The sequence below is a fragment of the Cellulosimicrobium sp. AB352 genome (genome assembly GCF_049538415.1).
Taxonomy (GTDB): domain Bacteria; phylum Actinomycetota; class Actinomycetes; order Actinomycetales; family Cellulomonadaceae; genus Cellulosimicrobium; species Cellulosimicrobium funkei.
Genome location: NZ_JBMVFX010000004.1, coordinates 113,112 through 131,935, shown reverse-complemented (window position 1 = coordinate 131,935; position 18,824 = coordinate 113,112). Strand labels below are relative to the sequence as shown.

Sequence of the window (18,824 nt, the reverse complement as noted above, 5' to 3'; positions counted from 1 at the left end):
AGTACCGTATGTGAGCGTGAACACCCATGCCCCCTCAGGAGCCCAGGTCCGCATCGCCCACGGCGACCACGCAGCGACGATCACCGAGGTCGGAGCGGCCGTCCGCGAGTACGCGGTGGGGGGCCGGCCGGTCTTCACGCCCTTCGGCGAGGACGAGGTGTCGCCCGCGTTCAACGGCGCCGTCCTGCTCCCCTGGCCCAACCGGCTGCGCGACGGGCAATACACGGTCGACGGCACGACGTACCAGGTCCCGATCTCGGAGCCGGACCGCGGGACCGCGCTGCACGGCCTCGCGTGCTGGCAGCGCTGGACGGTCGTCGAGCACGAGGCCGCGCGCGCGACGCTCGAGCTGCACCTGCCGCCGTCGCCGGGCTACCCGTTCGACCTCGTCGCGCGCGTGACGTACTCGCTCGACGACGCGGGGCTGCGCGTCCACGTCCGCACGACGAACGTCGGCACGGCGACCGCCCCGTACGGCGTCGGCTTCCACCCGTGGCTCTCGGCCGACGGCGCGAACCTCGACGCGTGCACGCTGCGCCTGGACGCGGCGACCCGCGTCACGACCGACGAGCGGCTCCTGCCGACCGGCACCGAGCCCGCCACCGGCACGTTCGACCTGCGCGAGCCGCGCCTGCTCGCGGGCGTCGACCTCGACGACGCGTACGTCGACGTGCTGCGCGACGAGGACGGGCTGTCCTGGATCCGCCTCACCGCGCCCGACGGCCGCACGGCCGCCGTGTGGATGGACGGCTCGATGGACACGTGGCAGGTCTGCACGGGCGACCACGTCGGCGACGTCGCGTTCCGCCGCACCGGCGTCGCCGCCGAGCCGATGAGCTGCGTCGCGGACGCGTTCCGGACGGGCGAGCGCCTCGTCCGGCTCGAGCCCGGGGCGTCCCACGAGGTGACCTGGGGAGCGACGCTGGCCTGAGGCGTCCGGCCGCCGCGGCGACCTCCGCGCGGGTCGACACGCCGTCCGCACCGGCTCGGATCGACCCGCGCGGCCCGCGTCGGGGAGAATGGCGCTCGTGGAAGACGCGGTGAGTCGTGAGGTACGGATCTGCGTCGTCGGCGACGAGCTGAGCGCCGGCGTCGGCGACGCGAAGGCCCTGGGGTGGGCGGGGCGCGTCGTCGCGCGCACGCGCTTCCCCCAGCCGGCGTACGTGTTCCCCCTCGCCATCCCCGGCGAGACGACGACGGCGCTCAGCCAGCGCTGGGAGGCGGAGACCGCGCGCCGGTTCTCCCCCGAGCCGGACGTCGACAACCGCCTCGTCATCGGCCTCGGCCGCCACGACCTCGACGCGGGGCTGTCGGTCGCGCGCTCGCGCCTCAACCTCGCGAACGTGCTCGACGTCGCGGAGTCCCACCGCCTGCCCACGTTCGTCGTCGGGCCGCCGCCAGGCCATGCGCAGGACGCGGAGCGCCTCGCGGAGCTGTCCCACGCGTTCTCGGACGTCGCGAACCGGCGCCGTGTCCCCTACGTCGACACGTTCAGCCCGCTCGTCACGCACGAGCAGTGGCTCGCCGACCTCGCGCAGAGCGGGAACGGCTTCCCCGGCCAGGCGGGCTACGGGCTCATGGCGTGGCTCGTGCTGCACACCGGCTGGCACGCGTGGCTCGGGCTGCCCGACGACACCGTCTGAGCCCGCGCAGGGACGCACGAGCGAGGGGGAGGCGTGGTCGCGGACCACGCCTCCCCCTCGCCTTCGGGGCGGTACCGCTCAGCCGCGCGAGACCGTGAGGTCGCCCGAGACGGTGCTCGCCGACACGTAGGCGCCGCCCGCGCCGTGCTGGTCGACGTGGTCGACGGACGTCGTGCGCTGCGCGCTGGAGTCGAGCCGCACGCCGTCGAGCACGGCCTTGCCGGTGACGCTGCGGGCCTTGAGGTTCACGGCCGAGCCGGCGCCGAGGCGCACGGCCACGTCGCCGGAGACCGTGCGCGCGTCGACGAGCGGGGTGCTCTCGCGCGCGACGACCTCGACGCCGCTCGTGACGGTGCTGACCGACACGCGCCCGAGCGTGCCGCCGAGCGTGACGGTGCCGGACGCCGTGGTCACGTGGACGTCGCCGACGTGCTCGCCGACGTCGACGGAGCCGGTGGCCGTGCGGACCGACGCCGTGCCCGAGACGCCCTGGACGCGGACGGCGCCGGTCCCGGTCGTGACGGACACGTCCGCCCGCGTCCCGACGACGGTCGCCGCGGCGCGCGCGGTCGTCACCTTGAGCGGGACGCTCGCGGGCACGGTGACCCGCACGACGGCGCGGTCCTTGTCGCGCAGGCCCTTCGCGCGGTCGACGAGGCCCTCGATGCCGGCGAAGTCGTACCCGACGCGCAGCTCGCCGTCGTGCACGCTCACCTGCAGCGGGCGCTCGGACACCTCGCTCACGTCGAGGTGCGCCCCGCTCTCGCGGCCGGGGTCGGCGACGACGTCGACCGACCCGTCCGTGAGCTGGACGACGACGCGCCGGACGTCCGCGACGTCGACGCTCCGGGGGGCGTTGATGACCCAGGACTCGGTGCTCATGCGCTTCTCCTCGTTCGGTTCTCTGGTGCGTGGTCGGTGGTCTCGGGACGTCAGGGCAGGGTGGACCGCACGGCCCGGCGCGCGCTGTCGAGCACGGTGCGCAGCGTGTCGACCGTCAGCTCGGGCACCCCGCCGGTCGCGTCCGCCCGGCGCAGGTCCGCGCGGAGCTCGTCGCGGAAGCGCTGCAGCACGGCCTCCGCCTCGGCTCGGCGCGCGGTCGACTCGCGACGGCGGGTGTCGTGCTCGCCGTCGCGCGGGCGGGCGCGCGCCGTCTGGGCGGCGGCGGCGAGCTCGGCGCGCAGTCCCCGCAGGGAGCCCTGCACGTCGGCGCGCAGCGCCTCGGCGCGCTGGCGCACCGTCTCGGCGATGCCGTGCTCGAGCGCCGCGACGTCCGCGCGCCGCGCCTCGATCTCGGCGCGCCCCGCGGGGGTCAGCTCGTACGTCGTCTTGCGCCCGTCGGCGCTGCGGTGGACCAGGCCCTCGTCCTCGAGCCGCGCGAGGCGCGGGTAGATCGTCCCGGCGCTCGGGCGGTACGTGCCCCCGAACCGCTCGGAGAGCTCGGTGATGAGCTCGTACCCGTGCTTGGGCCCGGACGCGAGGAGCGCGAGCAGGTAGAGCCGGAGCTGGCCGTGGGCGAAGACGGTGGCCATCAGCGGTCCACCGGGCCGCTCGCGGGGGCCGGTCGCCCGGCGGGCGCACCGGGGCTGCCCCACGCCGGGGCGTCCGGGGCCGCGTCCTGCACCGGGGGCGCGTCGGCCGGGGCGGACGACGTCCCGGCCGTCCCCCGCAGGACCGTGACGTCGCCCGAGACGGCCGAGACGCGGACGGGCGCGCCCGCGCCGAGCCGCGCCGCGCGGTGGAAGGACCGCGCGGACCCGCGCTGCTCCTCGCCGTCGACGACGAGCCGGCCGCTGAGGCAGCGCACGGCGTAGTCCATCGCGTCCGGGTCGGGCAGGCGCACGAGCACGTCGGCGGAGACGGCGCTCACCGTGATCTCGTCCGGCGTCGTGCGCGTGTCCACGGTCACGGAGCCGGAGACCGAGTCGAGGCGCAGCGAGCGCAGCGCGCCCGTGGCGGTGAGCCCGCCGGAGACGGACTCCATCCGGACCGGGCCGTCGTGCTCGCTCGCGGCGACCTCGCCGGAGACGGTGTCGACGCGCAGCGGGCCGCGCGTCCGGCTCGTCATGACGGCGCCGGACACGGTCGCGAGCCGCACGCCCTCGCGGGCGCCCGCGACGAGCGCCTCGCCCTGCACGGTCGCGACCTCGACCTGCGCGCCCGCCGGGACGGCGACGTGGACCTCCGCGGCGTCCTTGCCGGTGTACGTGCGGAAGCGCTCGAGGAAGCCCTTCCAGCCCGCCTCGAACGGGCCGTAGCCCACCCGCAGCGTCGTCCCGTCGAGCCGCACCTCGAGCGCGCGCCCGCTCACGGAGTGCACCTCGACGCGCGCGTCGGTCCGTGCCGGGTCCTCGTGCGCGACGACGTCGATGCGCCCGCCGATCATCGTCGCGTCGAGCCGGCGCACGAGCGCGAGGTCGATGGCCTGCGGACCGGTGAGGGTCCAGAGCTCCTGCGTCATCCCGCGCTCCGTCCTGGTCGCCGCGCGCCATCTCGACCAGGACGGCCGGAGGGCACTCGCGATATATCTCGTTCCGTCAGACACGATATATCGCGTGCTCGACCGTGACAAGGGGTCGCGTGTGGGACCATGGGAGACGGACTGGACACGCCGAGACCGGTCGTTCCACGTCGACACCCGTCGAGAACCGCCGAGACCGGCAGCACTCCCCGACCGTCAGGAGAACACCATGAGCAAGCGCGGACGCAAGCGTCGCAGCCGCAAGGGCAACGCCGCGAACCACGGCAAGCGCCCCAACGCCTGAGACGGCGCAGCCCCCGCGAGGGGGAGCACGGAAGAGGGCCCGGACCGACGTCGTCGGTCCGGGCCCTCTCTCGTGCGCGCGGGCCCCAGGGGCTGGCCCCCGGACCCGGGTCAGCGGGTCTCGACGACCGTCGTCGTCGTGACCATCACCGTGAGCTGCGTGTGGATGCGCTCCCGCAGCCCCGCCGGCGCCTTCTCGTGGCACGAGCGGCGCACGAGCTGCTTGACGAGCTCCTCGACGCTCAGCTCGGCCAGGCACGGCGAGCAGTGCGCGACGTGCTGGCGCATGCGCAGCTCGTCGTCGGGCGTCATCTCGGAGTCCAGGTACTCGTACAGGTGCGTGAGCGCGTGCTCGCACTCGGACTCGCCCGCGGTCGAGTGCGGGATCGGGGTCACCGGCTCCTCGACCGGACCCCGTCCGGGCTCACGGGTCTCTGACGTGCTCACGACTCACCTCCGGGGCTCTTCGCGCCCACCAGTCCTCGCCTCGCGGCGTAGTCGGCCAGCAGCTCGCGCAGCTGGCGCCTGCCTCGGTGCAGGCGGGACATGACCGTGCCGATCGGTGTCCCCATGATCTCCGCGATCTCCTTGTACGGGAAGCCCTCGACGTCGGCGTAGTACACGACCATGCGCCGGTCCTCGGGGAGCTCCTGGAGCGCGCGCTTGACGTCCGAGTCCGGCAGGCGGTCGAGCGCCTCCGCCTCGGCCGAGCGCAGGCCCTGCGACGTGTGCGACGCCGCGCGCGCGATCTGCCAGTCCTCGACGTCGTCCGTCTGCGCCTGCTGCGGCTCGCGCTGCTTCTTGCGGTACGTGTTGATGAACGTGTTCGTGAGGATCCGGTACAGCCACGCCTTGAGGTTCGTGCCCGGGCGGTACTGGTGGAACGCCGCGAACGCCTTCGCGAACGTCTCCTGCACCAGGTCCTCGGCGTCCGAGGGGTTGCGCGTCATCCGCAGCGCGGCGGAGTACAGCTGGTCGAGGTACTGCAGGGCGTCCCGCTCGAACCGGGCGGCGCGCGCGGCGTCGCTCTCGGCCTCCGGGGCGCGGTTCGTGTCCTCGGCGTCCGTCGCGTCGGCGGGCGGCGTCGTGCCGGCGGGCGGCGTCGTGCCGGCGGGCGCACCGTCGTCCGGCGTCGTTCCCGACGTCGTCGCAGGGCTGCCGGAGACGTCGCTGCCGGAGATTCGCTCTGTCATCAACAACGAGCCTAGTCCCCCGTTCGTCTGGGTGTTCGATGAGGCGTCCCGCGCACGGCTCGGCACCGACCACGCGGCGGCGAACCCGGCGTCCGGCGCCGGGGTCGTCGACGCGACCCGGGCGGCGGGTGCGGGAGTCTGGAGCAGGGCGGTCACGAGGGGTGCAACCCGCGAGCGCCCCCGGGCATTCCCGGCCCGGGCACCGCCGCGGGTGGCGCCGTCCCGGGGGGCGCGGCAGGCTGGGACCCACCGGAGGACGCCCGCCCAGGGCACCGGCGAGTCACCAGCGATGAGGAGAGAACCGATGCTGCTGCGTCACCTCGCGAGGCCCATGCTGGCCTCGTGGTTCGTCTACGACGGGGTCCAGGCCGCGCTCAAGCCGGCGGAGCACGTGCGGGCCGCGCGCGCGGGCGTCGAGCTCGTCGAGAAGCGCGTCGGCATCGAGGCCCCGCTCAGCGAGCGGCAGGTGACGACGCTCGTCCGCGCCCACGGCGCGGCGACGGCGGTCGCAGGCCTGTACCTCGCCGTCGGCAAGGCGCCCCGGACCGCCGCGCTCGCGCTCGCCGCGCTCACGGTCCCGCTGGCCGTCGTCAACCAGCCGTTCACGGGTGGCGAGGCCACGCGCACCGAGCGGACGCGGAAGTTCGTCGCGAACGTCGGCGCGATCGGGGCCGCGCTCATCGCGGGCGCCGACTACGAGGGCCGCCCGGGCGTCCAGTGGCGTCTCGAGCGGGCGCGGCACGACCTCGCGCTCGCCAAGCAGGCGAAGCAGGAGGCCGTCGTCGCGGGGGCGAAGAGCACCGCGAAGGACGTGTCGCGCTCGGCTCGCCGCGCCGCGAAGGCCGCCCAGGACGCCGCGCAGCACGCCGCGAGCAGCACCAAGGGCGCCGTGCACGACGCCGGGGCCGCCGTCCGCGCCAAGGTCGCCTGACGCGTCGCACCGCGCTGCCGCGCCCGTCCGCCCGGCGGGACCGGCCGCCGTCGGGCCACGACGCTCCACTAGCCTGGACGCCATGACGACGCAGCCCTCCGCGCCCACCGACGCACCGTCCCCCGCCCCGGCCGACGCCTGGGTCGCGCCCACGGCGCGCGGGCCGCTCGACGCGACGGTCGAGGTCCCGGGGTCGAAGTCGCTGACGAACCGGCTGCTCGTGCTCGCGGCGCTCGCCGACGGCCCCGGGACGCTGCGCGGCGCGCTGCGGAGCCGCGACGCCGACCTCATGATCGCGGCGCTGCGCGCGCTGGGCGTCGGGATCGAGGAGGGCGCGTCGCCGACCGAGCTGCACGTGACGCCCGGCGCCCTGCGCGGACCGGTCGACGTCGACTGCGGCCTCGCCGGGACGGTCATGCGCTTCCTCCCGCCGGTCGCGGCGCTGGCGGACGGCGCGGTGCGGTTCGACGGCGACGAGGGTGCGCGGGTGCGGCCCATGGGCCCGGTGGTGGCGGCGCTCAGCGCGCTGGACGTCCCGGTCGCGGGCGACGACGGCGGCAGCCTGCCCACGACGCTCCCGTTCACCGTGCGCGGGCGCGGCCGGGTCCGGGGCGGATCCGTCGACATCGACGCGTCGGCGTCGAGCCAGTTCGTCTCCGGGCTGCTCCTCGCGGCGGCGCGCTACGACCAGGGCCTCACGGTCCGGCACGTCGGGCACACGCTGCCGAGCATGCCCCACATCGAGATGACGGTGGAGGTCCTGCGGGAGGTCGGGGTCGTCGTCGACGACTCGCGCCCGGCGATCTGGCGCGTCGAGCCGGGGCCGATCGCGGCGCGCGACGTGCAGGTCGAGCCCGACCTGTCGAACGCCGCGCCGTTCCTCGCGGCCGCGCTCGTCGCCGGGGGCACCGTGCGCGTCACGGGCTGGCCGACGGCGACCACGCAGCCCGGCGCGATGGTCCCCGAGCTGCTCGAGACCATGGGCGCCACGTCGTCCCTCGACGGCGACGTGCTCACCGTGACGGGCACGGGCGAGGTGCGCGGCGTCGACGTGGACCTGCACGCCGCCGGCGAGCTCGCCCCCACGATCGCCGCCCTCGCGGCCCTCGCCGACGGGCCCAGCCGCCTGCGCGGCATCGCGCACCTGCGCGGGCACGAGACGGACCGCCTGGCCGCGCTCGCGACCGAGATCACGCGCCTCGGAGGGCAGGCCGAGGAGACGCGCGACGGGCTCGTCATCACGCCGCGCCCCTTGCACGGGGCCGTCTTCCGTACCTACCACGACCACCGCATGGCGACCTCGGCCGCCGTGATCGGGCTGCGCGTGCCGGGCGTCGGCGTCGAGAACGTCGCGACGACGGCCAAGACGCTCCCCGGCTTCGCGGGCATGTGGGATCGGATGCTCGGCGGCTCGGGGGCGGCGGCCCGCTGATGGCCCGCGTCCCGGACGAGTCCGACTTCCGCTCGCGCCCCGGCAAGCGTGGCAGCCGCCCGCGCACCAAACAGCGCCCCGAGCACGCGGACGCGGTGACCGGGTTCGTCACGGGCGTGGACCGGGGCCGGTACACGCTGCTCGTGGGCGGGACCGACGACGGGACGGTCGTCGGCGCCGAGGACGAGCGCACCGTCCTCGCGATGAAGGCCCGCGAGCTCGGGCGCACGCGGATCGTGTGCGGGGACCGCGTCGACCTCGTCGGCGACGTCACCGGGGACGACGGCTCGCTCGCGCGCATCGTCCGCATCCAGGAGCGGTCGTCGGTGCTCCGCCGCACCGCCGACGACACCGACCCGTACGAGCGCGTCATCGTCGCGAACGCGGACCAGCTCGTCGTCGTCACCGCCCTCGCCGAGCCGGAGCCGCGCACGCGCATGATCGACCGGTGCGTCGTCGCCGCGTACGACGCCGGCATGGACGTCCTGCTGTGCCTCACCAAGGCGGACCTCGCCGACCCGGCGCCGCTGCGCGCGCTGTACGAGCCGCTCGGCGTCTCCGTCGTCGTCACGCGGCGCGCGCCCGACGGCCTCGCGCCGGACGGCTGGGCCATCGAGCCGCTCGACGCCGTCCGCGAGGCGCTGACCGGTCGCACGTCGGTGTTCGTCGGGCACTCGGGCGTCGGCAAGTCGACGCTCGTCAACGCGCTCGTGCCCGACGCCCGGCGCGCGACGGGGCACGTCAACGACGTCACGGGGCGCGGCCGGCACACGTCGACGTCGGCGGTCGCGCTGCGCCTGCCGGGCGGCGGGTGGGTCATCGACACCCCGGGCGTGCGGTCGTTCGGGCTCGCGCACGTGCAGGTCGACCACCTGCTGCGCGCGTTCGAGGACCTCGACGCCGTCGCCGCCGCGTGCCCGCGCGGGTGCACCCACCTCGACGACGCGCCGGACTGCGCGCTCGACGACTGGGTGGCGGACTCCCCCGACGACGCCACCCGCGACGCCCGCGCGGCGCGGCTCGAGTCGTTCCGGCGCGTGCTCGCCTCGCGCACCGGCGCCGCCTGAGCCCGCACCCCGCGCGGCGCCTCCCCCGGCCCGTGCGCGCACCGCTACGGTGTGAGCCATGACGCCCCCCTCGACGCGCGGCTACGACGACGACCTGCGCCTCGCCCACGTGATCGCCGACCAGGTCGACGCCCACACCCTGTCGCGCTTCAAGGCGCTCGACCTGCACGTCGAGTCCAAGCCCGACTCGACGCCCGTGAGCGACGCCGACCGGACCGCCGAGGAGATCATCCGCGGCCAGCTCGGCCGGGCCCGCGGCCGCGACGCGATCGTGGGCGAGGAGTACGGCGAGACGGGCCACGGCGCCCGCCGCTGGATCGTCGACCCCATCGACGGGACGAAGAACTTCGTGCGCGGCGTCCCCGTGTGGGCCACGCTCATCGCGCTCGCCGACGGCGACGAGGTCGTCGTCGGGCTGGTGTCCGCGCCCGCGCTCGGCCGGCGCTGGTGGGCCTCGAAGGGCACCGGCGCGTGGACGGGCAAGTCGCTCGCCGCCGCGTCGCGCCTGCACGTCTCGGGCGTCTCGTCGTGGTCCGACGCGTCGCTCGCCTACGCGTCGCTCGACGGCTGGGAGGAGCGCGGCAAGCTCGAGCCGTTCCTCGACCTCATGCGCGGCGCGTGGCGCACGCGCGGCTACGGCGACTTCTGGTCGTACATGCTCGTCGCCGAGGGCGCGGTCGACGCGGCCGCCGAGCCCGAGCTCGAGCTCTACGACATGGCCGCGCTCGTGCCGATCGTCACCGAGGCGGGCGGGCGGTTCACGTCGCTCGACGGCGCCGACGGCCCGTGGGGCGGCAACGCCGTCGCGACGAACGGCCTCCTGCACGACGAGGTGCTGGGCCGCCTGGGCTGACGGGGCTCGTCACCCCGGCGGTGGCCCAGGTCCGCCCCGGGTTCGCCCCGGCCTCAGCCGCGCGGCACGTCCTTGAGCTCGGACCAGTCGTACCAGAGCAGGTCGCGCTCGCCCACGCGCTCGATGGCCGCGTCGAGCGCCGCGTCCGCGTCGGGACCGTCGTCGTCCGCCGCGGCGAGCACGGCCTCGACGTCCGCGACCGCCTCCGGCTCGTCGACGTGCACGCACACGATCGCGACGTCGGGCACCGTGCGCAGCACCTCGACGGCGCTCGGGGCGGGCGCGTCCTCGTCGTCGGAGTCCTCGGCCCCCACGACCTGGACCGCGCCGTCGGGCACCTCGAGCGTGACGACGAGCCGCTGCCGCGGCGCGTCCGGGCGTGATGCGACGAGCGCGAGCGAGTCGTCCGCCGCCTCGAGCGCCGCCGCGTACTCGAGGCCCTCCTCGTCCTCGTCGGGCAGCGCACGCGTCAGCGCGGCGGTCACGGCGTGGGCGCCGCGCGGGGCGACGGTCCAGCGGGCGGCGTCGGCGGTCACGGTGACGGCGTCGAGCTCGTCGAGCGTCGCGGGGAGATAGATGCGCATGGGTTCAGTGTGCCGCCTCGAGCACCGGACCGGGCGCCGCACCACGCCCGGACGGGGCGGCCTCCCGCACCGCCTCCGCGAGCCGGGCCAGCGCGCGCCGGGCAGGGCTCGCCGGGGTGGTCTCGCCGAGCGTCCTCCCTTCCCGGAGGGCCACGTCGACGGCGGTGTCCTCCGGGACGACGTGCAGGTCCTCGACGCCGGCGTACCGCGCCATCGCGTCGCGCACCGCGCGCTCGGGCCGTGGCCCGACGACGCTCGCCCGCACCCGGTTCACGACGACGACGCGGGCCGCGGCGGCCGCCGCCCCGGACTCTCCCAGCTCGTCGAGCGCGCGGACGAGGCGCTGGAGCCCGACCGGGTCCCCGCCGCCCACGACCACGACCACGTCCGCGGCGCCCAGCGCGCTGAGCGTCGCGTCGTGGCGCTGCGGGGCGCGGGTGTCGTAGCTGAGCAGCTCGTCCTGCTCGATGCCGAAGCCGCAGTCGACGACGGTCCAGTCCCCGACCGACCGCGCCACCTGCCACACCGCGTCGAGCGACGGGCCCGGCAGCTCGGGCCAGCGCGCCGCCCGGGCGAGGCCCGTGAGGACGCGGACGCGGGGCACGAGCACCGGGGCCAGCGCGCGGAGGCCCGCGGCGTCGAGCACACCCTGACCGGCGCTGCGGGCCGCGGCGGCGAGCCCCGGGGACTCGTCGAGCAGCCCGAGGCGCTGCGCGACCGTCCCGCCGTACGTGTCCGCGTCGACGAGCAGCACCTCGGCCGGAGGCCCGACGGCGGCCGTGGCAGCCGCGTCGACCTCGTGCGCCCGGCGTGCGGCGCGGTGCCGCCGGGGCCGCCCCGCGGGTGCCGGGCCCGCGAGCTCGACCGCGAGGTTCGTCGCGACGGTCGTGCGGCCCGGCGCCCCGGTCGGGCCCCAGACGGCGACGGTCCGGCCGTCGCGCCGGTCGCCCTCGCCGTCGGCCGGCACGGGCGCCAGGACGCGGGCGGGCGCGCCGGGCGGGCCCGCGTGCGCGGTGCGGGCCGGCACGACCGCCCGGACGGCGTCGCACAGGGTGCCCGGGGACCGGTCCACGTCCACCACGGTGTCCACCCCGTGGGCCCGCAGCCGGTCCTCCTCCCACGTGCCCCCGGGGGCGAGCGCGACGACCCGGACGTCGTGCGCGTGCAGGTCGGCCACGGCCTGCCGGTCCAGCGCCGGGAGGTCGTGCGAGACGACGGCGACCCGCCCGGCCCCCGCGGCCGCCGCGGCGAGCAGCTCGACGACGTCCGCGCAGCGCCGCGTCACCCGCAGCCCGGACGCGTCGAGCGTCGTGACGACCTCCGCCTCGCGCGCCCCGCGGACCGCGCACAGGACCGTCGTGACCGTGGTCGCGCCGCTCACCCCGCACCGCCGACCGGGACCAGCGCGAGGGTGCCCTCCCCCGCGACGGCGGCGAGCACGGCGGGGAGGTCGTCGACCTCGACGAGCAGGTGCACCGTCGTCGGCCCGCCGACCACGAGCGTGCCCTCGCCCTCGTCGACCTGCGCGACCGTGACGCCACCGACGAGCATCTCCGGCACGGCACCCGGTCCGTCCGGGGCGTCCTGCGCGACGTCCGGGGACGGTGCGGCGGCGGCCTCCGGGACGTGCCAGAGGTCGACGTCGGCGCCGGCCACGATCCGCTCCGAGAGGCCCGACGTCACGGGCACCGCGACCGCCCGCACCGCGAGGTCGGTGGCGGCGCCGAGCGCCGTCGCCGGGACGAGCTCGCCCGCGGACACCGTCCGCAGGACGACCGCCTCGTCCGGGAGCCCGTCCTCGACGAGCAGGTAGCGGTCGGTCTGCGCGCCGAGCCGCACCTCGACCGTGCGCAGCTCCGCCGCACCGACGGTGGTGCCGGGCGTCAGCGGCGTCCCGGCCGCGTACACCGCGACCGTACGGCTCGCGCTGCTCACGGCCCAGGACCCCAGCGCGACGGACAGCGCCACCACGACGACCCCCACGAGGAGCCGCGGGTCCTTCCAGCCCGGCCGCCGCAGCCGCGCGGCGGGCGGGGGCGTCGCGGCCCCCGGGACGGGTCGTTCCACGGTCGTCGTCATCCATCTCCCCCTCGGTGGTCGGCACGTCGCCCGTGCCGCGGCTTCATGATCCCCGGTCGGCGGGGCGCGTGGCAGCGCCTGTGGACGAGCACCTCGACGGGGCGCGCGCGTGCCAGACTGACGCCATGCCCCAGCGGTTCCTCACCCTCGCCGACGTCACGGACGAGCTCAACATCTCGGCGGCGCAGGCGTACGCGCTCGTCCGGTCGGGAGAGCTGCCCGCGATCCAGGTGGGCGGTCGCGGCCAGTGGCGGGTCGAGATGAGCGAGCTCGAGGCGTACATCCAGCGCATGTACGCGCAGACGCGCCAGCGCATCGAGGCGGGCGACTTCGACGGCTGACGGCACGCCGTCGCGCCTTCGCCGACCCGTGCCGCGTCCCCACGCCGTCGTGCGACGGCGTCCCTGCTCCCCCGGCTCCCCCTGCCGCGCGCTCACCTCGGTACGTACCCCGTCTCCGCCTCGCTGACGCACACGACGGCCGACCAACGGACCACCCGCGCGCCGTGAGTGCTGCCGGGCGACGGCTCGAGGTCGAGATGGTCCTTCCCCACCCGGGCGACCCACCCTGAGTAGCTCCCGGCGGCCGTCCGCACCTGGACCGGTCTCCGGTCCCGCTGGAGCGCGCGCAGCGCGTGCCCGAGGCCGAGCGCCGCCGACCGGGACGAGCGCGGCGGGTCGGCGTGCCGCCCGAGACCCCGCACCGCGACCACGGCGTCCAGCGGGACGAGGTGCTGCCGGCGGCCGTCGACGACCAGCGCCCACTCCTGCGCGACCTCCCGCACCTCGCCGGTCACCGCCGACGCGTCGCGGAGCTCGAGCGTCACGGGCCCCGGCGCGGCGCGCAGCCGCTCGGTGAGGAGCACCGTCGCGTGCTCCGCCCGGGTCAGGTCGGCGACCGCGGCGACGCGGTCCTGCGACTCCGCCGCGGCGAGCTGCGCCGCGAGGTCGTCGAACAGGGCGTCCCATCGCATCGGCACACCGTAGCGGGGTGCCACCGCACCCGACCCTCCGTCGTCCACATCACGGGACGGGCCTGGACAGGCGTCGATCCTGCACGCTTAGATCAATGTGTCGCCATCAAACGACACCAAACGACACCAAACGCTGTCGAGTGCGCGACGGCAGGCAGGGGGCAACGATGGACCGGGTTAATGCTGGATCCCGACGAGCCGGGGGTCTGCTCGCCCTCCTTGCGCTCGTCCTCGTCCTGGGCGGCGCGACGACCGTCCTGTCGTTCCGGGCGCTGCACCTCGTCGACGCGCTCCCGACGCACCGCGTCGAGTCCTGGGTGGAGCTCGGCGCGGTGTCGGTGGGCGCGCTGGTCGCCCTCTGGGTCGCGCTCAGCGCGCTCGTCGCGCTGGCCTGCGTGGCTGCCGAGGCCGCCGGACGGTCCTGGACGACGGGAGAACGCCTCCTGCGCCGCGCGGCGCCGGCCGTCGTCCGGCACGCGGCGCGCGCCGCCGTCGGCGCCACTGTCGGCGCGGGCCTGCTCGTCGCCGGCGGGACAGCGCACGCGGCCGCCCCGGCGGACGACCCGGGCGTCGTCGCCGTCGATCTCGGGTGGCGACCCAGCGGTGCCGTCGCCGGGGACGGGGGCACGGTGTCGAGCAGCGCCGCGGAGAGCGCCGCTTCGACGTCCCGGACGACCCCCGGCGCCCCGTCCGCCACGGCGGACGGCTCCACGGCGGGTTCCGACGGTTCGTCGAGCACCCGGGCGGACGCCGCGCCGGGCCAGCCCGCGCCGGTCACCTCGGTGCCGCCGTCTTCGGTGCCGCCGTCGTCCGTGTCGGCGCCCTCGGTGCCGCCCTCCGGGGTGCCGGCGGACGCCGGCACGTCGCAGGACCCCCACCGCTCGCACGGTGCCACCTCCGCAGCGACCGGCGCGACGCCGTCGACGAGCGCGGAGAGCGCTGGTACGGGCGACACCACCGACTCCGGAGGGGCGCGCGCCGGGGCGGGCGTCGTCGGCCAGGAGACGGAGGATTCCGGCGCCGCGGGACAGACGGTCGCTGCGGAGGGGGCCTCGTCGGACGCCGTCCGCCAGCGCGACGCGGCGCTGGCCGTGACTCGCGACGTGCCCGGTCCGGAGGCCGCGCCGGAGGTGGTCGTCGTGCGCGGCGACTCGCTGTGGTCGATCGCCTCCCGGCACCTGCCCGCGGGGTCCACCGACCGGCAGGTCGCGGAGGCGGTGGAGCGCTGGCACGTGACGAACGCCCATGTCGTGGGCGCGGACCCCGACCTCGTCCGGCCGGGCCAGGTCCTCGTCGCGCCGTCCGCCTGACCACCGCCGACCCCGAAGGAGCCCCACCATGACCGCTCCCCTGCTGGCCGGCGCGCACGCCCCGGTCACCACCGCGACACCCGCGGCCGCACCGACGGCCCCTCCCACGAACGGGACCACGGTCCGCCCGCTCCGCTCGACGAGCGTCCCGTCCGCCCCGCCTGCGCGGCTGCTCCGCTGCCTCGGCGACCCGACCGTCGCCACGGTCGACGTGACCGACCCGACGACGGCCCGCGCGCCGCAGCACGTCGTCCGGGGCCGTCCCCTCGGGCGCCCGACGACACCCGTGCCGCTGCCGGACCCGACCGCGCTGTGCTGCGCCGTGGTCCGGGCGGCGGTCGAGGTCGTCCGGGGCGAGCGCACGGTCGGACAGCTCGCGCGGTGGGTGTCGCCGGAGATCTACGAGGCGCTCGCCCGGCGCGCCCGGCTCGTGGCCGACGGCCCGGGCGAGACCCCGGCCCGCCCGGTCGCCGTCCGCCGCGCGCGGGTCCTGCGCATCGGCGACGGCGTCGCCGAGGGGACGGTCGTCGTCCAGGACGGGGACCGGGTCCGCGCCGCCGCGGCGCGGCTGGAGGCGCGCCGCGGAGCCTGGCGCGTGGTCGCGCTCGAGATCGGCTGAGCCCTTCCCGCACCGGGCACGACGACGCCCTTCCCGGACCCGACATCCCCGGCGGCCTTCCTGGCTGGGCACGACGACGGCGAGGCGCCCACCCGCAGGTGGACGCCTCGCCGTCGTCGTCAGGGTGCCCGGCGGACGGGCATCCGGTCAGGCCTCGTTCTGGCCGTGGCAGACCTTGTACTTCTTGCCGGAGCCGCACGGGCACTGCGCGTTGCGGGGCGTGCCCGGGAAGGTCCGGCCGTCGCTCTCGACCGCCGTCGCCTCGCCGTGCAGCGCGCGGCGCGAGCGTCGGCCCGCGTCGCCCGACACCACGGCCTGGCCCGTGCCGTCCTCGCTCGGGGCGGTGTACGACAGCGGGACCTGGCGGTCGGGGCCGTCGAGGCCCTTCGCGATGAGCGTGCCGGGGCGGTCGCCGCCCGGGCCCTCGGCCGCGGCACGTGCCGCCACCGGCTCCGGCGCGACCGGCGCGTCCTCGACGGGCGCGTCCTCCACGGAGGCGTCCTCGACCGGCTCGTCCGCGACGGGCGCGCCGTCGACGGGCGAGTCCTGCGTCGGCGCCGCGTCGCGCTGCGCCGCCGCCGCGAGACCGGCCGCCGCACCGGCCGACGCGGCACCCGCCGCGCCGCCGAGCGCCTGGCCCGCGGCCGACTGCGCGGCCTGCGCCGCACCCGCGACGGAGATCGCGGGCGCCTGGCCCGTGGCCGCGCCCGGCTCCGCGACCTTGACCTCGAGGTTGAAGAGGTACCCGACCGTCTCCTCCTTGATGGCCTCGGTCATCGCCTGGAAGAGCTGGAAGCCCTCGCGCTGGTACTCGACCAGCGGGTCGCGCTGCGCCATCGCGCGCAGCCCGATGCCCTCCTTGAGGTAGTCCATCTCGTAGAGGTGCTCGCGCCACTTGCGGTCGAGGACCGAGAGCGTCACGCGACGCTCGAGCTGGCGCATGTTCGCCGCGCCGAGCTGCTCCTCGCGGTTCTGGTAGGCGATGCGGGCGTCCGAGAGGATCTCCTCGAGCAGCATCTCGCTCGTGAGGCGCGTCTCGCCGCCGGCCTGCTCCACGACCTCGTCCACCGTGATGGAGATGGGGAACACCGCCTTGAGCGCGGTCCACAGCCCCTCGAGGTCCCAGCTCTCCGGGTTGCCCTCGGCCGTGGCGCCCTCGACGTACGCGGTGACCACGTCGGTGAGGAAGTGCTGCACCTGCTCCTGCAGGTCCTCGCCCTCGAGCACGCGGCGGCGCTCGTCGTAGATGACGGTGCGCTGGCGCGACAGGACGTCGTCGTACTTGAGGACGTTCTTGCGGATCTCGAAGTTGCGCGACTCGACCTGGCCCTGCGCGCTCGCGATGCCGCGCGTGACCATCTTCGACTCGAGCGGCACGTCGTCGGGGAACCCCGCGCGGTTCATCATCGACTCGGCGAGGGTCGAGTTGAACAGGCGCATGAGGTCGTCCTGCATGGACAGGTAGAACCGGGACTCGCCCGGGTCGCCCTGACGGCCGGAACGACCACGGAGCTGGTTGTCGATGCGGCGCGACTCGTGCCGCTCCGTGCCGAGGACGTACAGACCGCCGAGCTCGCGGACCTCGTCGTGCTCCGCGGCGACCGCGGCCTTCGCCTTCTCCAGCGCGTCGGGCCAGGCGGCCTCGTACTCCTCCGGGTTCTCCGCCGCGTCCAGGCCGCGCGCCGCGAGGTCCGCGACCGCCATGAACTCGGCGTTGCCACCGAGCATGATGTCCGTACCACGGCCGGCCATGTTCGTCGCGACCGTCACGGCGCCCTTGCGGCCCGCGAGCGCGACGATCGCGGCTTCGCGCTCGTGCTGCTTCGCGTTGAGGACCTCGTGCGGGACGCCCTGCTTCTTCAGCTTGGACGACAGCAGCTCCGACTTCTCGACGCTCGTCGTGCCGACGAGCACCGGCTGGCCCTGCGCGTGGCGCTCGACGATGTCCGCGACGACGGCGTCGAACTTGCCCTCCTCGTTCTTGTAGACGAGGTCGGGCTGGTCGACGCGCTGCATCGGACGGTTCGTCGGGATCGGCACGACGCCGAGCTTGTAGGTGCCCTGGAACTCCGCCGCCTCGGTGTCGGCGGTACCGGTCATGCCCGCGAGCTTGGAGTACAGGCGGAAGTAGTTCTGGAGCGTGATCGTGGCGAGCGTCTGGTTCTCCGCCTTGATCTGCACGCCCTCCTTGGCCTCGATGGCCTGGTGCATGCCCTCGTTGTACCGGCGGCCCGGCAGGATGCGGCCCGTGTGCTCGTCGACGATCATGACCTCGCCGTTGAGCACGACGTAGTCCTTGTCGCGCTTGAAGAGCTCCTTCGCCTTGATGGCGTTGTTGAGGAACCCGATGAGCGGCGTGTTGAGCGACTCGTACAGGTTGTCGATGCCGAGGTAGTCCTCGACCTTCTCGATGCCGGGCTCGAGCACCCCGACCGTGCGCTTCTTCTCGTCGACCTCGTAGTCCGTCCCGGGGTTGAGACGGCGCACGACCTTGGCGAACTCGCCGAACCAGCGGTTCGTGTCGCCCGAGGCCGGGCCCGAGATGATGAGCGGCGTGCGCGCCTCGTCGATGAGGATCGAGTCGACCTCGTCGACGATCGCGAAGTGGTGGCCGCGCTGCACGAGGTCGTCCGTGGACCACGCCATGTTGTCGCGCAGGTAGTCGAAGCCGAACTCGTTGTTCGTCCCGTACGTGATGTCGGCGGCGTACTGCTCGCGCCGCTGCGCCGGAGTCTGGCCGGACAGGATGACGCCGGTCGACAGGCCCAGGAAGCGGTACACCCGGCCCATGAGCTCGGACTGGTACTTCGCCAGGTAGTCGTTCACCGTGACGACGTGGACGCCCTTGCCCTCGAGCGCGTTGAGGTACGCGGCCGTCGTCGCGACGAGGGTCTTGCCCTCACCGGTCTTCATCTCGGCGATGTTGCCGAGGTGCAGCGCCGCGCCGCCCATGAGCTGGACGTCGAAGTGCCGCTGGCCGAGCGTGCGCCGCGACGCCTCGCGCACCGCGGCGAACGCCTCGGGGAGCAGGTCGTCGAGGGTCTCGCCCGCCTCGAGGCGCGCCTTGAAGCGGTCGGTCTCCTCCCGCAGCTCCTCGTCGGTGAGATCCTCGAAGCCGGGCTCGAGCTTGTTCACCTGGTCGGCGATGCCGGACAGCTTCTTGAGGATCCGGCCCTCGCCGATGCGAAGGACCTTGTCGAGGATCGAAGGCACGCAGGACTCCCGTTTCGATCGGTGCCCGGGCCGGGTGGTCCGGGAGCAGAGCCGACGCTCTGCCGCGCGGGCGCGCACGGCAGCGGACGTCGGCAACGTCACACAACATCGTAGGGGAGTCGTGGCCGCGCCGGTCCCGTCCGGGTTTCGCCGACGACGAACC

Annotated in this window: 20 protein-coding genes; 10 read left to right on the top strand and 10 right to left on the bottom strand. The window is 75.7% G+C overall.

The features are described from left to right. The first annotated feature begins 16 nt into the window (after nt 1–16). Both ACPCUX_RS04545 and ACPCUX_RS04540 read left to right on the top strand, forming a co-directional pair. Nucleotides 17–931, top strand: coding sequence for an aldose 1-epimerase family protein (locus ACPCUX_RS04545; RefSeq protein WP_415296617.1), 915 nt, complete (start codon nt 17–19; stop codon nt 929–931). A gap of 88 nt (nt 932–1,019) precedes the next feature. Next, on the top strand, nt 1,020–1,643 hold the full coding sequence (locus ACPCUX_RS04540; protein WP_031316757.1) for a GDSL-type esterase/lipase family protein: 624 nt from the start codon (nt 1,020–1,022) through the stop codon (nt 1,641–1,643). Nucleotides 1,644–1,721: 78 nt separating this feature from the next. On the opposite strand, the gene ACPCUX_RS04535 is transcribed toward ACPCUX_RS04540, so the two are convergent. The 3 genes from ACPCUX_RS04535 to ACPCUX_RS04525 are packed head-to-tail and all read right to left on the bottom strand — an operon-like array spanning nt 1,722 to nt 4,104. Beyond that, nucleotides 1,722–2,525 carry a DUF4097 family beta strand repeat-containing protein gene (locus ACPCUX_RS04535; protein WP_061269170.1) on the bottom strand — a complete coding sequence of 268 codons (804 nt, stop codon included), beginning with the start codon at nt 2,523–2,525 and terminating at the stop codon, nt 1,722–1,724. A 50-nt stretch (nt 2,526–2,575) separates the two neighbouring features. Then, entirely contained in the window at nt 2,576–3,175 is a 600-nt protein-coding gene (locus ACPCUX_RS04530) for a PadR family transcriptional regulator (RefSeq protein ID WP_076405974.1), read from the bottom strand. Then, nucleotides 3,175–4,104, bottom strand: coding sequence for a DUF4097 family beta strand repeat-containing protein (locus ACPCUX_RS04525; RefSeq protein ID WP_395413137.1), 930 nt, complete (start codon nt 4,102–4,104; stop codon nt 3,175–3,177). The genes ACPCUX_RS04530 and ACPCUX_RS04525 overlap by 1 nt, the downstream gene beginning before the upstream one ends. Nucleotides 4,105–4,333: 229 nt before the next feature. On the opposite strand from ACPCUX_RS04525, the gene ACPCUX_RS04520 reads away from it, so the two are divergent. After that, nucleotides 4,334–4,408, top strand: coding sequence for a 50S ribosomal protein bL37 (locus ACPCUX_RS04520; RefSeq protein WP_099052597.1), 75 nt, complete (start codon nt 4,334–4,336; stop codon nt 4,406–4,408). A gap of 110 nt (nt 4,409–4,518) precedes the next feature. Here ACPCUX_RS04520 and rsrA read toward each other — a convergent pair whose 3' ends face one another. Then, a complete protein-coding gene (gene rsrA, locus ACPCUX_RS04515; RefSeq protein ID WP_021483111.1) occupies nt 4,519–4,854 on the bottom strand; it encodes a mycothiol system anti-sigma-R factor in 336 nt (111 codons plus the stop codon). Next, nucleotides 4,851–5,600 carry a sigma-70 family RNA polymerase sigma factor gene (locus ACPCUX_RS04510; RefSeq protein ID WP_423388245.1) on the bottom strand — a complete coding sequence of 250 codons (750 nt, stop codon included), beginning with the start codon at nt 5,598–5,600 and terminating at the stop codon, nt 4,851–4,853. Before ACPCUX_RS04510 ends, rsrA begins: the two co-directional genes overlap by 4 nt. Nucleotides 5,601–5,904: 304 nt before the next feature. Between ACPCUX_RS04510 and ACPCUX_RS04505 the strand changes: the two genes are divergently transcribed. The 4 genes from ACPCUX_RS04505 (at nt 5,905) to hisN (ending at nt 9,883) form a co-directional block, all read left to right on the top strand. Next, a complete protein-coding gene (locus ACPCUX_RS04505) occupies nt 5,905–6,531 on the top strand; it encodes a DoxX family protein (protein ID WP_423388244.1) in 627 nt (208 codons plus the stop codon). Between the two features lie 82 nt (nt 6,532–6,613). Further along, a complete protein-coding gene (gene aroA, locus ACPCUX_RS04500; protein WP_423388243.1) occupies nt 6,614–7,963 on the top strand; it encodes a 3-phosphoshikimate 1-carboxyvinyltransferase in 1,350 nt (449 codons plus the stop codon). After that, nucleotides 7,963–9,030 carry a ribosome small subunit-dependent GTPase A gene (rsgA, locus tag ACPCUX_RS04495; RefSeq protein ID WP_114553729.1) on the top strand — a complete coding sequence of 356 codons (1,068 nt, stop codon included), beginning with the start codon at nt 7,963–7,965 and terminating at the stop codon, nt 9,028–9,030. Before aroA ends, rsgA begins: the two co-directional genes overlap by 1 nt. Before the next feature lie 58 nt (nt 9,031–9,088). Next, the gene (gene hisN, locus ACPCUX_RS04490; RefSeq protein ID WP_021482063.1) at nt 9,089–9,883 is read left to right on the top strand and encodes a histidinol-phosphatase; all 795 of its coding nucleotides are present in this window, start codon (nt 9,089–9,091) and stop codon (nt 9,881–9,883) included. Between the two features lie 53 nt (nt 9,884–9,936). On the opposite strand, the gene ACPCUX_RS04485 is transcribed toward hisN, so the two are convergent. From ACPCUX_RS04485 to ACPCUX_RS04475, 3 genes are read right to left on the bottom strand one after another with little or no spacing between them, the layout of a single operon-like run. Continuing rightward, a complete protein-coding gene (locus tag ACPCUX_RS04485; RefSeq protein WP_043655874.1) occupies nt 9,937–10,467 on the bottom strand; it encodes a DUF6912 family protein in 531 nt (176 codons plus the stop codon). Nucleotides 10,468–10,471: 4 nt separating this feature from the next. Further along, on the bottom strand, nt 10,472–11,848 hold the full coding sequence (locus ACPCUX_RS04480) for an AAA family ATPase (protein WP_423388242.1): 1,377 nt from the start codon (nt 11,846–11,848) through the stop codon (nt 10,472–10,474). Beyond that, nucleotides 11,845–12,546: a hypothetical protein gene (locus tag ACPCUX_RS04475; RefSeq protein WP_114554295.1), complete on the bottom strand. Its 702-nt coding sequence runs from the start codon at nt 12,544–12,546 to the stop codon at nt 11,845–11,847. Before ACPCUX_RS04475 ends, ACPCUX_RS04480 begins: the two co-directional genes overlap by 4 nt. Nucleotides 12,547–12,671: 125 nt before the next feature. Between ACPCUX_RS04475 and ACPCUX_RS04470 the strand changes: the two genes are divergently transcribed. Continuing rightward, nucleotides 12,672–12,887, top strand: a complete 216-nt coding sequence (locus ACPCUX_RS04470; RefSeq protein WP_114554296.1) for a helix-turn-helix domain-containing protein — start codon at nt 12,672–12,674, stop codon at nt 12,885–12,887. 92 nt (nt 12,888–12,979) lie between these two features. Here ACPCUX_RS04470 and ACPCUX_RS04465 read toward each other — a convergent pair whose 3' ends face one another. Continuing rightward, entirely contained in the window at nt 12,980–13,519 is a 540-nt protein-coding gene (locus tag ACPCUX_RS04465; RefSeq protein WP_086151003.1) for a hypothetical protein, read from the bottom strand. 167 nt (nt 13,520–13,686) lie between these two features. Here ACPCUX_RS04465 and ACPCUX_RS04460 point away from each other — a divergent pair, with 167 nt between their 5' ends. Next, nucleotides 13,687–14,829, top strand: coding sequence for a LysM peptidoglycan-binding domain-containing protein (locus ACPCUX_RS04460; RefSeq protein ID WP_423388241.1), 1,143 nt, complete (start codon nt 13,687–13,689; stop codon nt 14,827–14,829). A gap of 28 nt (nt 14,830–14,857) precedes the next feature. Continuing rightward, nucleotides 14,858–15,448 carry an Rv3235 family protein gene (locus ACPCUX_RS04455; protein ID WP_423388240.1) on the top strand — a complete coding sequence of 197 codons (591 nt, stop codon included), beginning with the start codon at nt 14,858–14,860 and terminating at the stop codon, nt 15,446–15,448. Between the two features lie 147 nt (nt 15,449–15,595). Here ACPCUX_RS04455 and secA read toward each other — a convergent pair whose 3' ends face one another. Beyond that, nucleotides 15,596–18,661, bottom strand: a complete 3,066-nt coding sequence (secA, locus tag ACPCUX_RS04450; protein WP_255179358.1) for a preprotein translocase subunit SecA — start codon at nt 18,659–18,661, stop codon at nt 15,596–15,598. Nucleotides 18,662–18,824 lie beyond the last annotated feature (163 nt).